Source organism: Lacinutrix gracilariae, assembly GCF_042684485.1.
Lineage (GTDB): Bacteria > Bacteroidota > Bacteroidia > Flavobacteriales > Flavobacteriaceae > Oceanihabitans > Oceanihabitans gracilariae.
Genome location: NZ_JBHULM010000001.1, coordinates 214,020 through 229,666 on the forward strand (window position 1 = coordinate 214,020; position 15,647 = coordinate 229,666).

14 protein-coding genes are annotated in these 15,647 nt (G+C 34.1%); all 14 read left to right on the top strand.

Features of this window, described 5'->3' with window-relative positions:
• The 14 genes from ACFSSB_RS00910 (at window position 1) to ACFSSB_RS00975 (ending at window position 15,492) form a co-directional block, all read left to right on the top strand.
• A complete protein-coding gene (locus ACFSSB_RS00910; RefSeq protein WP_379899987.1) occupies window positions 1-1,206 on the top strand; it encodes an efflux RND transporter periplasmic adaptor subunit in 1,206 nt (401 codons plus the stop codon).
• Window positions 1,207-1,208: 2 nt separating this feature from the next.
• Window positions 1,209-1,622: a Fur family transcriptional regulator gene (locus ACFSSB_RS00915; protein ID WP_054851361.1), complete on the top strand. Its 414-nt coding sequence runs from the start codon at window positions 1,209-1,211 to the stop codon at window positions 1,620-1,622.
• 56 nt (window positions 1,623-1,678) lie between these two features.
• Window positions 1,679-2,041 carry a DUF3703 domain-containing protein gene (locus ACFSSB_RS00920; RefSeq protein ID WP_013622781.1) on the top strand — a complete coding sequence of 121 codons (363 nt, stop codon included), beginning with the start codon at window positions 1,679-1,681 and terminating at the stop codon, window positions 2,039-2,041.
• Window positions 2,038-3,987 carry a heavy metal translocating P-type ATPase gene (locus ACFSSB_RS00925; RefSeq protein ID WP_092447194.1) on the top strand — a complete coding sequence of 650 codons (1,950 nt, stop codon included), beginning with the start codon at window positions 2,038-2,040 and terminating at the stop codon, window positions 3,985-3,987. Before ACFSSB_RS00920 ends, ACFSSB_RS00925 begins: the two co-directional genes overlap by 4 nt.
• A gap of 72 nt (window positions 3,988-4,059) precedes the next feature.
• Complete coding sequence (locus ACFSSB_RS00930; RefSeq protein ID WP_226696413.1) at window positions 4,060-4,473, top strand: HYC_CC_PP family protein; 414 nt, start codon at window positions 4,060-4,062, stop codon at window positions 4,471-4,473.
• A gap of 109 nt (window positions 4,474-4,582) precedes the next feature.
• Window positions 4,583-8,290, top strand: coding sequence for an efflux RND transporter permease subunit (locus ACFSSB_RS00935; protein ID WP_289044109.1), 3,708 nt, complete (start codon window positions 4,583-4,585; stop codon window positions 8,288-8,290).
• Window positions 8,287-9,522 (top strand): TolC family protein, encoded by a 1,236-nt coding sequence (locus ACFSSB_RS00940; RefSeq protein WP_226696415.1) that lies wholly within the window; start codon window positions 8,287-8,289, stop codon window positions 9,520-9,522. Before ACFSSB_RS00935 ends, ACFSSB_RS00940 begins: the two co-directional genes overlap by 4 nt.
• 2 nt (window positions 9,523-9,524) lie before the next feature.
• Window positions 9,525-10,256, top strand: coding sequence for a heavy-metal-associated domain-containing protein (locus ACFSSB_RS00945; protein WP_226696416.1), 732 nt, complete (start codon window positions 9,525-9,527; stop codon window positions 10,254-10,256).
• Window positions 10,257-10,268: 12 nt separating this feature from the next.
• Complete coding sequence (locus ACFSSB_RS00950; RefSeq protein ID WP_226696417.1) at window positions 10,269-10,751, top strand: DUF305 domain-containing protein; 483 nt, start codon at window positions 10,269-10,271, stop codon at window positions 10,749-10,751.
• Window positions 10,741-12,519 (top strand): efflux RND transporter periplasmic adaptor subunit, encoded by a 1,779-nt coding sequence (locus ACFSSB_RS00955; RefSeq protein ID WP_289044106.1) that lies wholly within the window; start codon window positions 10,741-10,743, stop codon window positions 12,517-12,519. Before ACFSSB_RS00950 ends, ACFSSB_RS00955 begins: the two co-directional genes overlap by 11 nt.
• Window positions 12,520-12,551: 32 nt before the next feature.
• A complete protein-coding gene (locus tag ACFSSB_RS00960; protein WP_215924619.1) occupies window positions 12,552-13,046 on the top strand; it encodes a heavy-metal-associated domain-containing protein in 495 nt (164 codons plus the stop codon).
• A gap of 823 nt (window positions 13,047-13,869) precedes the next feature.
• Window positions 13,870-14,037 carry a hypothetical protein gene (locus ACFSSB_RS00965; protein ID WP_226696419.1) on the top strand — a complete coding sequence of 56 codons (168 nt, stop codon included), beginning with the start codon at window positions 13,870-13,872 and terminating at the stop codon, window positions 14,035-14,037.
• 175 nt (window positions 14,038-14,212) lie between these two features.
• Complete coding sequence (locus tag ACFSSB_RS00970) at window positions 14,213-14,725, top strand: DUF6943 family protein (RefSeq protein ID WP_226696420.1); 513 nt, start codon at window positions 14,213-14,215, stop codon at window positions 14,723-14,725.
• A 125-nt stretch (window positions 14,726-14,850) separates the two neighbouring features.
• On the top strand, window positions 14,851-15,492 hold the full coding sequence (locus ACFSSB_RS00975) for a DUF6266 family protein (RefSeq protein WP_226696421.1): 642 nt from the start codon (window positions 14,851-14,853) through the stop codon (window positions 15,490-15,492).
• The last annotated feature ends 155 nt before the right edge of the window (window positions 15,493-15,647 follow it).

The following is a 15,647-nucleotide window of genomic DNA, read 5'->3' on the forward strand; positions in this document are numbered from 1 at the left end:
ATGAAAAACAAAATATATAAAATCCTTACCGTAATGGTGTTAGCCATATTTGTTTCAGCTTGCGGAAATAAAGAAAATCATAACGAGAATGATGGTCATTCCCACGATGAGGAAGAAAAAACAGAAGTTAACGAAGAGCATCACAATGAAGACGAAGTAATGCTTTCACAACAGCAATTCGATGCATTGAAAATGAAAATAGATACGTTAGCATTACGTAATATGAGCGGCTATGTAGAAGCAAACGGAACGTTAGAAGTACCACCACAAAACGAAGCAGCTATTACTACTGTTGTTGGTGCAAATGTCGTTTCAATTGAAGTGATTGAAGGTGATAAGGTTAATAAAGGTCAAGTTGTGGCTTATCTATCGCACCCAAATATCATACAAGCGCAAACGGATTATTTAAACGCTTATAGCAATAGCGAGCTTGCAAAGAAAAATTATGAACGTCAACAAAAATTATACGATGCTGGTGTTGGTTCTGGTGCTAATTTCCAGAAAGCAGAAGCAGAATATCAAGCATCAAAAGCAATGGTTAATGGTTTAGAAGCGCAATTAAGAATACTCAACGTTAACACTACATCAGTTCGCAATGGAACAATTGCACAGCGCATAGCATTGCGAAGTCCAATAGAAGGCTTTGTGCAAAAAGTTGAAGTAAAAACAGGTCAATATGTAGAGCCACAAACCGAATTATTTGAAATTGTAAATACGCATCACGTTCACGCCGATTTAATGGTTTTTGAAAAAGATGTTTATAAAGTACAGAAAGGTCAGAAAGTTAACTTTACGGTACAATCCATACCAGATGCAGAGCTTATCGCAGAAATCTATTCCGTAAGCAAAACCTTTGAGGACAACCCAAAAGCAGTCCACGTTCACGCAGAAATAGAAAACAAAAAAGGTAACTTAATTCCTGGTATGTATATTCAAGGTAAAATTCAAGTAGATAATACCCAAACAAAAGCTTTACCAGAAAGTGCAATTATAAAAGAAGGCGAAAGATATTATGTGTTTTCAGTAGAAAAAGAAAATGACGATTGGAGCTTTAAACCTATCGAAGTTGTGTTAGGCACTAAAGATGGTGATTGGGTATCGGTTCAATTTACTGAAAAAATAGAAAGTAATACAAAATTTGCTTATAACAATGCTTATTATCTTAACGCAGAAATGAAAAAAGGAGAAGCAGAACACGCACATTAATTATGGAAACAATAGAACAAGTATTAGAGTCAAAAAATATTCGTGTTACAGCAATGCGTTTGCTTATATATAAGTTTCTTACAGAAAAAGAGGTCGCTGTTACTTTAAGTGATATTGAAAATGCTTTCTCAAAAGCAGACAGAACCACTTTATACAGAACTATTAAAACCTTTGAAGAAAAGGCTATTGTGCATCAAATAGACGATGGTACAGGGATTACAAAATATGCATTATGTGAAAAGGGATGTAATTGTGAAATTGAAACCGATTTGCACTTACATTTCCATTGTAATAATTGCAATGAAACCATTTGCTTAACAGAACATAAAATACCTCAAATAAAAGTGCCAGATGGTTTTGTGTCAGAGAATGTAAATTTGGTGGTAAAAGGTATTTGCGATAAGTGTAGTGTCTAATTATTGCACTTCCATTGCACTTACTATTAAAGTACATTTATCCAAAATTAGAGGATATGAAGTTTAATACTAAAATACCTAAACATCTAAAACAGGCGTATAACCAAGAATTAAAACAATACAGTTTCTGTTTAGAAAATAAGCAGTTTGGTAATGCTTGGTATCATTTAGAACGTAGTCATATAATAGGACAATCTTATCCTATAGAACATACCTATTCACATTGGCTTATGCTAAAGTTTGGATTTAGACAAAAAGATACGAAAGAAGTAATAGGTCAAATAATTAGGTTGCTTGTGGGTGGCTGGAAATCATTTATAAATCACGTTCCACTTGGTAATACTGGTGGAGCAAACGTGCCACCATTAAAACGAATGCCTATTCCCAATGACATTGAAAAATTATTAGATATTAAATGAAAAAAAAGAAAGTCAATTTAAGAGATTTAAAACCAAATTCAGAAGTGCAACACACGCATAATGATGGTCATAATCACGGTAATGGAAGTGCATTCAAAACCTACGTGCCTGCAATAATAAGTTTTACAATGCTTATCATTGGTATAGGTTTAGATTATTTTGATGTTTCATTCTTTAAGGATTGGATTCGTATTGCTTGGTATGGTATTGCATATCTTCCTGTAGGGTTTCCTGTTGTAAAAGAGGGTTGGATTAGTATTAAAAAAGGTGATGTTTTTACAGAGTTCTTTTTAATGTCTATAGCAACCATTGGTGCATTTGTTATTGGTGAATATCCCGAAGGTGTTGCAGTAATGCTATTTTATGCAGTAGGCGAATTATTTCAAAGTGCTGCTGTAAATCGTGCAAAAGGAAATATAAAAGCATTATTAGATGTTAGACCTAAAGAAGCCAATGTATTTCGTGAGGGAGATTATAAAAGTGTTTCGCCTGAAGTTGTCAATATTGGAGAGAAAATTCAAATTCGTGTAGGTGAAAAAATTCCATTGGATGGCATTTTATTATCCGAAAAAGCATCTTTAAATACAGCTGCGTTAACAGGAGAAAGCAAACCAGATTCCATTCAAAAAGAAGCAAAGGTTTACGCAGGTAGTATTAATTTGGAAAGCGTTATTGAAGTTGAGGTAACCAATAAGTTTGAAGACAGTTCTATTGCGAGAATATTAGACTTGGTTCAAAATGCAACAGCACGTAAATCTAAAACAGAATTATTCATCAGACAGTTTGCTCGTATCTACACACCAATTGTAGTGTTTTTAGCTATTGGTGTTACTTTTATACCTTACTTTTTTGTAGATGATTATGTGTTTAGAGATTGGTTATACAGAGCATTAATTTTCTTGGTAATATCTTGTCCTTGTGCGTTAGTGATTTCAATTCCATTAGGATATTTCGGTGGATTGGGAGCAGCTTCAAAAAATGGAATCTTATTTAAAGGTGCTTCATTTTTAGATGCAATGACCAAGATAAATACTTTGGTAATGGACAAAACAGGAACCGTTACCAAAGGTGTTTTTAAAATCAAAGAAGTAAAAGCAATTGGTTGGAATGAAACCGAATTTATGCAATACTTAATGGCGATGGAAGAACAATCCACGCATCCAATTGCTAAAGCCATTTTAGAGTACAAAGCTGAAGGTGAAGATTTTGAAGCACAAGACGTTTCTGAAGTTGCAGGTAAAGGTTTAAAAGGCATTGTAAATGGTAAAACAGTTTTAGTAGGTAATAAAGCCTTAATGACTGCGAATAATATTAATGTTCCAACGGAAACGGAATCTATTGTAGAATCGATAGTGTTGGTAGCAATCGATAATCAATTTGCAGGTTTTGTAGTAATAGCAGATGAATTAAAGGAAGATGCAAAAAAAACAATTACTAATTTACATAAAGTAGGCATTAAAAATATTATGATGCTTTCCGGTGATAAAGATTCCATTACGCAACAAGTCGCTAAAGAGTTGAACATCGAAAATGCTAAAGGTGGTTTGCTACCAGAAGATAAATTAAACGAAGTTGAAATTTTAAAGAAAAATCCTGTAAACAAAGTAGCTTTTATAGGTGATGGTATTAATGACGCACCAGTTTTAGCAGCAAGTAACGTTGGTATTGCAATGGGTGGTTTAGGGAGCGATGTAGCTATTGAAACAGCAGATGTTATCATTCAAACAGACCAACCTTCAAAAGTAGTAAGAGCCATTAAAATAAGTCGTTCTACACGTAAAATTGTTTGGCAGAATATCATTTTAGCATTTGGTGTTAAAGTTATTGTCTTAATTTTAGGAGCAGGTGGTTTAGCTACAATGTGGGAAGCAGTTTTTGCAGATGTAGGAGTAGCATTATTAGCAATTTTAAATGCAGTTAGATTACAACGAATGAGTTGGGATTAAGCAGATTAGTCAATTAAACTTCTGTTAAACAAAATCAATAGTTGTAAAATTTTTATACATTTGCAATTAGATATGAAGCAAATTTTCCATAAAATAATGTCTTTAGTAATGGCTTTTGTAGTGTTATTCTCTACAATGTCATTTACTGTGAATATGCATTATTGCGGAGATACTTTAGTAGAAACTGCTATTTTTCATAAGGCCAAAGGGTGCGGAATGGAAATGGAAAAGCCTTCAACCGAAGGATGTTCTATTACCAAGAAAAATTGTTGTGATGATGAACAATTAGCAATTGAAGGTCAAGACGAATTACAATTGCAAGTTGACAAAATCACGTTTGAGCAACAAGTATTCGTCGCTTCATTTGTTTACACTTATATTAACCTTTTTGAAGGTTTAGATAACAATGTATCTTCTTTTGAAGAATACAAACCACCACTCGTCATAAAACAAATCTTCAAGATTGACGAGACTTATTTAATTTGATTTTTAAACAATAGACTCTTTTATCCTATGACAGCAATGTTGTAAGGATAATTTGCTGTATTCGGTGTTGTCGTAACACCAATGTCTAACTGTTTAATAATCAAAGCCAATGCTCAATAAAAGCATCAAATTTTTAATAGAAAACAAACTCGTAGCAGTTCTGCTACTCGTCCTTTTTGTAGGATGGGGAACGGTTAATGCACCTTTTAATTGGGATACAGGTTTCTTACCAAGCAATCCTGTTGCTGTAGATGCCATACCAGATATAGGCGAAAACCAACAAATCGTTTTTACTAAATGGGATGGTCGCTCACCACAAGATATAGAAGACCAAATCACCTATCCACTCACAACATCTTTACTCGGTATTCCAGGTGTAAAAACCATTCGTAGTTCCTCTATGTTCGGTTTTTCAAGTATCTATATCATTTTTGAAGAAGACATAGAATTTTACTGGAGTAGAAGTCGTATTCTCGAAAAACTTAATTCCTTACCAAGTGGTTTATTGCCCGAAGGTGTTAATCCTGCTTTGGGTCCAGATGCAACAGGATTAGGACAAATATTTTGGTACACTTTAGAAGGTCGTGACAAAAACGGAAATGTAACTGGTGGTTGGGATTTGCAAGAGTTACGCAGTATTCAGGATTACTATGTAAAGTATGCGTTGTCCTCTGCAAGTGGTGTTTCAGAGGTTGCTTCTATTGGTGGCTATGTTCAGGAGTATCAAGTAGACGTAAATCCAGAACTAATGCGTCAGTATAATATTGGATTGCATCACGTTGTAAAAGCGGTTAAGGAAAGTAATAAGGATATTGGTGCACAGACTTTGGAAATTAACCAAGCCGAATATTTAGTTCGTGGTTTGGGTTATGTGAAATCCATTTCAGACATCGAAAATGCAGTAGTCACTTCAGAAGATTATACTTCAATTAGGATAAAGGATATTGGTAAAGTTTCATTAGGTCCTGCAACAAGACGTGGTTTATTAGATAAAGAAGGTGCAGAGGTTGTTGGTGCTGTTGTGGTGGCTCGTTATGGCGCAAATCCAATGGAAGTCATTAATAATGTAAAAGAGAAAATTAACGAGTTAAGCGCAGGTTTACCTTCGAAAGTATTAGCGGATGGTAGAACCTCACAAGTAACCATAGTGCCTTTTTATGACAGAACAGAATTGATACAAGAAACATTAGGCACACTTAACGAAGCCTTAACTCTTGAAATATTGATTACCATTTTAGTAATAATTATTATGGTGTTTAATCTACGAGCTTCCGTATTAATTTCTGGACTATTACCTGTTGCAGTTTTAATGGTATTTATTGCAATGAAACTCTTTGGTGTAGATGCCAACATTGTCGCTTTATCAGGTATTGCTATTGCTATCGGTACAATGGTCGATGTTGGTGTCATACTATCAGAAAATATTATTCGGCATTTAGATGAAGATGATGGAACTCAATCCATTAATACGGTAGTTTATAACGCAACAGCTGAAGTGTCTGGCGCAATCGTAACCGCAGTTATGACAACTATTATCAGTTTCATTCCTGTATTTACTATGATTGGTGCGGAAGGAAAACTATTCAGACCATTAGCCTTCACAAAAACTTTTGCACTAACAGCTTCTATAATCGTAGCATTATTTTTAATTCCACCGTTTGCTGCATTTTTATTCAGAAAGAAAAACATTAAAAGCACTTTTAAATATGTTTTAAATGGTGTTTTAATAGCATTTGGAATCGTAGCCATAGTCTATGGATATTGGATAGGGTTAATTTTAATTGCGTTTGGGATTACAGCACTTCTCAATCTTCAAAGTAAGATAAAAGACAAGCAAGCTAACCTTATTAATATTATCATTTCTGTATCAGCTATTGTGTTCTTGTTAGCCGAATATTGGAGACCGTTAGGCGTTGATAAAAGCATTTTTTGGAATCTCATTTTTGTGAGTGTTATTTGCTTTGGTTTATTAGGTGTTTTCTCATTATTTATCAAATATTACACACGTATTTTAAGGTGGTGTTTAGATAATAAGTTGCTCTTTTTGTCTGTCCCAACAGCTATTGTCATTGCAGGTTTTTTCATTATGAAAAATACAGGCAAAGAGTTTATGCCCTCATTAAATGAAGGCTCATTTCTACTAATGCCAACCTCGATGCCTCATTCTGGCGTAGAAGAAAACAAGCGTGTTTTACAGCAATTGGATATGGCTGTCGCCAGTATTCCAGAGATTGAAACCGTAGTTGGTAAGGCAGGAAGAACAGAATCAGCTTTAGACCCAGCACCACTATCAATGTACGAGAATATGATTCAGTATAAACCAGAATATATGCTGAATGAAAACGGAGTACGCCAACGCTACAAAATAAATGATGATGGCTTCTTTGAATTGAAGGATGGTCGTTTGGTTTCTAATCCTAATAATTCCGAAAACATCATTTTTAGCACTATAAAAAGGTCTCAATTAATTGAAGATGATGATGGCGAGTACTATCGTAATTGGCGACCAAAAATTGAATCACCAGACGATATTTGGAATGAAATCGTAAGAGTTACAAAGTTACCAGGTGTTACATCTGCACCAAAACTACAACCTATTGAAACCCGATTGGTAATGCTTCAAACAGGAATGCGAGCACCAATGGGAATTAAAGTTAAAGGTCAAGACTTAAAGCAAATAGAAGCGTTTGGAGTGCAATTAGAAAACATCATCAAGGAAGCTGAAGGTGTTAAAAAAGAAGCTGTTTTTGCAGACCGTATTGTTGGTAAACCCTATTTGTTAATTGATATTGATAGAGAGAAAATTGCACGTTATGGCATTTCGATACAAGATGTTCAAGATGTATTAAAAGTAGCAGTTGGCGGTATGGTATTAACGCAAACGGTAGAAGGTCGTGAGCGATATGGTGTACGAGTACGATACCCAAGAGAATTACGAGCAAACCCAACCGACTTACAACAGATTTATGTGCCAGTTGAAAAAGGTAGTCCTATGCCATTAAGCGAATTGGCAACTATAAGATACGAACAAGGTCCACAAGTCATTAAAAGTGAAGACACCTTTTTAGTTGGCTATGTCTTATTTGATAAAATGGATGGTTTTGCTGAAGTAAGCGTTGTTGAAAATGCACAAGTACTAATCCAAGAAAAGATAGATTCTGGTGAGCTAATTGTACCAAAAGGAATCAACTATGCATTCACAGGAACTTACGAAAATCAATTAAGAGCAGAAAAAACTTTGTCGGTTGTTGTGCCTTTAGCATTGGCCATCATTTTCTTAATTCTGTATTTCCAATTCCGTTCTGTAGGGACATCACTAATGGTATTCACAGGTATCGCAGTAGCGTTTGCAGGTGGTTTTATAATGATTTGGCTCTATGGTCAAGGTTGGTTTTTAAACTTCAATTTCTTTGGTGAAAACCTACGCGATTTATTCCAAATGCACCCAATCAATTTAAGTGTTGCAGTTTGGGTTGGGTTTATTGCACTCTTCGGTATAGCAACCGATGATGGTGTAGTAATGGCAACCTATTTAACCCAAACTTTCGATAGAAACACACCAGATAATAAAAAGGAAATTAGAGCATCAGTTGTTGAAGCAGGAGAAAAACGAATCAGACCGTGTTTAATGACTACAGCTACTACAATTTTGGCATTATTACCAGTATTAACCTCTACAGGTCGAGGAAGCGATATAATGATACCTATGGCAATACCAAGTTTTGGTGGAATGCTTATAGCCTTAATAACCTTATTTGTTGTTCCAGTATTATATAGCTGGAAAGCCGAATTTCAACTTAAAAGAACTGTAAAATGAAACACATAAAATCACACATAAAAACAGTCTTTATTCTTTGTTCGTTATTCTTTGTTCTCAAAGGAAATGCACAACAATTAGAAGTACTCATAGATGAAGCCTTAACAAACAATCCAGAAATTCAAAAGTTTGAGTTACAATACAAAAGAGCTTCCGAAAAAGTAAACGAAGTCAATACCATTCCTAATACCGAATTTGGTGTTGGTTACTTTGTAAGTGAACCGGAAACCAGAACAGGTGCACAACGCTTTAAAGTATCTGCTAAACAAATGTTACCGTGGTTCGGAACCATTACATCGAGAGAAAACTATGTAAGTTCATTGGCAGATGCTAAATACGAGGACATTGTTATCGCAAAGCGAAAACTAATGGCTTCGGTATCGCAATCTTACTACAATCTATATGCTAACAAAGCAAAGCAAGAGGTCTTAACTGAAAACATTAAACTATTAGAAACTTATGAGACGTTGGCATTAACTTCTGTTGAGGTTGGTAAAGCATCCGCAGTAGATGTGTTGCGATTGCAAATGCGCCAAAACGAAATGCAACAATTAAAAGATGTATTGCAACAACAATTTTTAGCAGAACAAACTAACTTCAATAATCTATTGAATAGAGATAACGATGTTACCGTGAATGTGGTAGATAGTTTAATGATACCTTCAGAAGACTTTGATATTACTTCTGAAAATTTAGCATTACATCCTGAATTACTAAAATATGATAAGCTCTATCAATCCATAGAGCAATCAGAATTATTAAATCAAAAAGAAAGCAGTCCAATGATTGGTTTTGGATTAGATTATATCAATGTTGCTGAAAGACCTAATATGGATTTTAGTGATAACGGAAAGGATATTGTAATGCCAATGGTTTCGGTATCTATCCCAATTTTCAATAAGAAATATAAATCCCAAACCAAGCAAAATGAGTTGCAACAACAAGAAATTACTGCCCAAAAACAGGAACGTTTAAATGCTTTGGAAACGCTTTTAGACAAAGCGAATAACGAACGCATTTCTGCAAGAATAAGTTATGCTACCCAAACCAAAAACCTACAGCAAGCCAAAGATGCAGAAGACATTTTAATCAAAAGCTATGAAACAGGAACGATTGATTTTAATGATGTTTTGGATATTCAAGAGTTGCAACTAAAGTTTCAAATCAATCAAATAGAGTCAATTAGAACTTATTATGTTCAATCAACGATTATTAATTATTTAACACAGTAATAATGAAACATACATATAAAATATCAGGAATGACCTGTAACAACTGTAAGGCTTCCGTCGAGAAATATTTAAGTGAAATAGACCACGTATCAGAGGTGTCTGTTAATCTTGAAAAAGGTGAGGCAGAAGTGAAAATGAATAAACATATTTCAACTGATATACTACAAAAAGCATTACCAGAAAAGTATACTTTATCTGAAAAGAATGAGAAGAATGTGTTTGCATCTTCAAGTATGTCGGCAATGCCAATGGAAGAAGAAAAAAGCAAGTTACAACAATTAAAACCACTCTTGCTTATCATCTTTTATATCGCAACAGCAAGTATATTATTACATTATAAAGATTGGAGATGGAACGCGTTTATGCTTGACTTTATGGGGTTGTTTTACATCGTATTTAGCTTCTTTAAAATGCTCGATTTAAAAGGTTTTCCAGAATCCTTTCGTATGTACGACCCTTTAGCTAAACGTGTTCCTTTTTATGGGAAAGTTTATCCATTTATTGAAACAGCTTTAGGTTTAATGTTCTTAATGCGATTTGAAGTGAACATTGCTTTAATAGTAACACTTGTGGTTTTAGGGCTAACTACAATAGGAGTCACAAAAACCCTTTTAGATAAAAAAGCTATCAGATGTGCCTGTTTAGGTACAGCCCTGAAGTTACCAATGACAGAAGCTACTTTTATCGAGAATGCCATAATGATAGTTATGGCAAGTTTAATGTTAATTTTTTAAAATCAATTAATTATGAAAAATCCAAAAGAACACTCAAACAAAGGAAATTACAAAACCTTCTTTATAATGTTGGCTTGCTCATTTGTAGCAATGTACATAACGATGTATTTAAACACCTATTCCATAGACCACGTATGGTTTAGTTTAACACGATTCTATATGACGTGTTTAGGAATTTCAACAATGGCAGTAATAATGTGGTTTTTTATGCGAAAAATGTATAATGATAAAAAGAAGAATATCGCAATACTTGCAGGTAGTTTTATACTGTTTGTAGGTGCATTAGGGTTGGTAAGAACACAAGCACCAATTATTGATGATGTCCTTTGGATGAAAGCAATGATACCACATCATTCTATCGCTATTTTAACAAGTGAAAGAGCAGATATTCAAGACCCAGAAGTTAAGAAATTAGCAGAAGACATTATAAAAGCACAACGTAAAGAAATAGAAGAAATGAAAGCAATGATAAAACGATTAGAGAATGAAAAATAATAAAATAGTCATATATATTGGCATACTCGTAGTAGGTGTGTTATTGGGTTGGTTGCTTTTTGGTGGTTCATCAAAAAAAGATACAGAACATAATCACGATGCGGTTGCAGAAACTAATCAACTATGGACGTGTTCTATGCATCCACAAATTATGCAACCAGAATCAGGCGATTGTCCTATTTGTGGTATGGATTTAATTCCTGCTGATGGTGGAAGTGATGGTTTATTAGCAGACCAATTCAAATTGACTGAAAACGCAATGGCTTTAGCTAATATTCAAACATCTATTGTTGGTAAAGGCAATGTTGAAGGCAATACTATCAAATTATCTGGTAAAATTGCTGAAAACGAAGAAGCCAATGCAGTACAGGTAAGTTATTTCGCTGGAAGAATTGAACGTTTGAATGTGAGTTTTACAGGCGAAGAAGTTCGTAAAAGTCAATTATTGGCAACCATTTATTCGCCAGAACTCTATGCCGCGCAACAAGAATTAATTACTGCAGCATCTTTAAAAGAATCACAACCTGCTTTATACAAAGCAGTCCGTAATAAACTGAAATTATGGAAGCTCTCTGACAATCAAATCAATCAGATTGAAGAAACAGGAAAAGTAAAAGAAAACTTTCCTGTGTATGCAACCGTTTCAGGAACTGTCACAGAAAAATTGGTAGAGCAAGGCGATTACATTAAACAAGGACAACCCTTACTTAAAATTGCTAATCTAAACACGGTTTGGGGAAATTTTGATGTGTATGAAAATCAGATTGACCGCTTTAAAAAAGGACAGGAAGTGATGATAACAACCAATGCTTATCCTAATAAAGAGTTTAAAGGTAAAGTAGATTTTATAGACCCAGTTTTAAACAACAAAACAAGAACTGTAACCTTGCGTGTGGTACTAAATAATAAGGATGATGTTTTTAAACCAGGAATGTTTGTAACCGCAAATATTGAAGGCAATACAGCTAAAAATGACGAAGTATTAACAATTCCTGCATCTGCTGTTATGTGGACAGGTGAACGTTCTGTAGTGTACCTCAAAACAAATCCAGACCAACCTATTTTTGAAATGGTTGAAATTAAATTAGGCAATCAAATTGGTAATGAATATGAAGTTGTAGAAGGTATATTTGCTGGAAATGAAATAGTGACTAACGGAACATTTACGGTTGATGCAGCTGCACAATTACAAGGCAAAAAGTCTATGATGAATAAAGAAGGTGGTAAAGTAATGACGGGACACGAAGGTCATTTAGGTATGGATAACAATGCTTCTAACAAAGAAAGTGACCACACTAATATGAATGAGCGTTTGAAAGTGTCAGCGAAATTTCAAGAGCAGTTAAAAGCTGTTTTCAATGCGTATATCAATTTAAAAGATGCTTTAGTAAAAGAAGATTCAAAAAGTACTTCAGCAAACGCAACAACTTTATTAAATAAATTGAACAAAGTAGATATGAAATTGTTGTCAGATAATAAGGCGCATAACCATTGGATGTCATTAGAAGGCGAAATAAAATCTTCTGCAACCTCAATTTCTGAAACATCCGATATAAAATCACAAAGAGACCATTTTAAACATTTATCATCACATCTAATCAATGCTGTTCAACTATTTGGTATCAATGAAAAGGTCTATGTAGAATTTTGTCCAATGTCAGATAACAACAATGGTGCATATTGGTTGAGTAAAGAAGAAAAAGTAATCAATCCATACTTTGGCGAAGCAATGCTAACCTGTGGTGAAGTAAAACAAGTAATAGAATAAAAAATCAAGTAATAACAATTAAATTTGAAACAATGAATTTTTCAAAGAAAAATCACGAACACAAAAACAAAAATGTAATCGACGTGAGTAAAAAAGTAATTTTAAGTGTAGCTGTAATAGCAGCATTAGGTTTTACAAGTTGTAAAAACGAAACCAAAAAAGAAACAGAAACCACAACTACTGAAATGTCAAAAGATATGGCAATCACAGACCTGTCTTTTGGTGTAAGAGGAAATTGCGGAATGTGTAAAAACACTATCGAAGAAGCAGCTAACGGTGTTGAAGGCGTAGCAAGTGCTAATTGGGATGTCGATAAAAAGAAGATTGACGTGTCTTTTGATGATACAAAAACCGATGCAATGGCAATCCATAAAGCAATCGCAGCTTCAGGATATGATACCGAAAAAATTGCAGGTGATGAAGAAGCATATGATGGTTTACCAGGTTGCTGTAAATACGACCACGAAATGATGATGAATCAATCTGGTGAAGAAAAAAGTGATGACCATTCAAATCACGACCATTAAGCAATAATGAAAGAGTCTTTTTCGGAAGGCTCTTTTTTTATTCCCCACAACCCAAAACCCAGTTTTTTCGTACCTCAAAATCCTCTGTCTTTTGTGTTGTTCCGCACGCCAATACATAATTGGTTTTATGTCATAATACTTGTAGCCAGCGCTATAATAGCACATTTCTTTTTTTATTTAAAAGTATCCATTTTAATAAATTGGTACAATAAAAAAGCAAAGAGCTATTGCCAACGTTCAAAACAACTATTCCGCCACAAAACCAATCCCAAGCTATGTTACATAATAGAAGTTATAGGAGCAAAAATCCTTTCAGAGGTTGCCTACGGCGTGTTATTATATTTTCGTCGCTATAACTGCTATTATGTAAAATATCCGCTATTCCAACGCTCACATTGGAATATAAAACCACATTTGGCACTATATTGAATCAGTAGTAATTTAAAGTAGGTTAGTATATAAGTTATCTCATTCATCTGCACAAAACCATCGTTAAGTCCAAGTATTCCTTACCTCAAGTCTTTGTTTGTTTCATTTCGTTAACAAATATTAAAGACCACTTTTCCCAACCACCCAAGTCAGCGGTTATAAAAAAATAGGTTTATAATATGTAGTATTACGCCATAGCACATTACTTTTTATCGTGCCTCAAAAAAGCAATAAGCTATTGTCTAAAAGTCCTGTATAAGTAGCTTGTTTAAATGCTGTTTTATCAAACAACTATTTAAAACGCTACCCATACAAACGCTTCATCCAACACTCAATAACAAAATGCAACCTATTTTTTTAAGTGTTAATTCCCCAGAAAAGTTATATTTAATGTATGAAAAAACTGATTGAATCATTATTTGATTTATTCTTTCCTCACGATATAGATGAAAACGGTAATAAAATCGAAAATCCTGAAGGAGACGATTCTTATTCTACAAAATTTTTCACAATAGTTATATTGATAATAATAGTAATATTTGCATTTATAGGATTAAAATAAAAAAAGGTAGCAAATATATGTGGCTACCTCTGCCAACCGCACAAGGCTATAAAGGTCAAGCCCTACGGGTTTTGAATAAAACTTTTTTCAAGACCCTTTTTCTTTTGATTTAGACATTCAACTCAAAAAACTTTTATCCAAAAACCTTGACAGCCTTACCCACGCCACAACAACTATGGCTATCTTTTTTCTTTTCAAAAAAAATAATGGCGCGAAGCGTAGCGAAGCAATTTTAAATTGGATAGCTATGTCAACTTTTAAACTGAAAACACATCGAGCAGGAAAAACTTACTCAAACCCTCATTTTTTTATACTAAACAAAGGGCTAAACAGCGGAAAACCACTCTTAAAATCCTGTGCTAACTGTTTCGTTGTCACTACTACAACAGAAGAGGTAAAACACACACTTTTTCACTTATCTATGATGTTACAAATAGGCGGTTTTTACGCTTACTATTTAAAAGGAAGTGTTATTCCGTTTATTTCAATAGATGATTGCAGAAATACTCTAAAAAATAGTTTTACATCATTAATAAATAATGAATTTCAATTGCAAAAGCATATTAATATTGTGTCAGTAATTAGTAAAAAAGAAGCCGAACTTCAAAAAGTCATTTCAAAAATGGCAGATTTGAAAGTATCATACATTCAAAGTTTATTTTCTAAAATGCAAAAAGAAGCAATCTAAAGCAACAAAATCCATATCTAACGAATAGCATAAAATTTGCTATATATTCAATCGGAAGGTACAACTTCGTGTTAAGTCCGTACCAAGTCCGAAGAAAAACAAGTTTCATTTAAATTATTTATGTTATGGGTAAAATTTCCCAAGGTATTTTAGGAGGGCTTTCAGGTAAGGTTGGAAACGTTATCGGTGGAAGCTGGAAAGGAATTGATTACATTAGAATTAAACCCTCAAGTGTAGCCAATCCAAGAACTGTTGGTCAAGTAAACCAAAGAACGAAGTTTACTGCCACTTTAGAATTTTTACAGGCTGTAAAGCCTTTTATTAAGTTAGGGTATAAAGGATTAGCTGTTAAGAAAACAGAATTTAATGCTGCAATGTCGTATGTGTTGAATAATGCGATTACAGGTACAGAACCAAACTTTGTTGTTGACTATCCAAACGCTTTAGTAAGTCGCGGAGGTTTATCTGGTGCGTTAAACCCGACGACTGATTTAGCAACTGCTGGAGAAGTAACTTTTGGGTGGGATGATAACTCTGCTGAAGGTAACGCAAATGCTACTGACAAGGCAATGTTATTGGTTTACAATCCATCAAAAAAGGAATCTATTTCTTTACTTAATGGAGCAGACAGAACAGTAGGTTCTCAAATTGTTTCAATCCCTACAACTTATGCAGGTGATACGGTAGAGCTATTTATGGCGTTTATTACTGCTGATGGTAGTCAAGTATCAAACAGTATTTATTTAGGCTCTGGTACAGCTAATTAATGCTTGGTGTTTTTATTTGGAAACCGCTCTAATCGAGCGGTTTTTTTTATGCTATATTTGTTGCTTTATTTATTGATGTTTACTCTTTATTTACTCTTTTTATGTGTTTTTTGTATCCTATTTGTTGCCCAAACGGCTTAACGCTAATAGATATA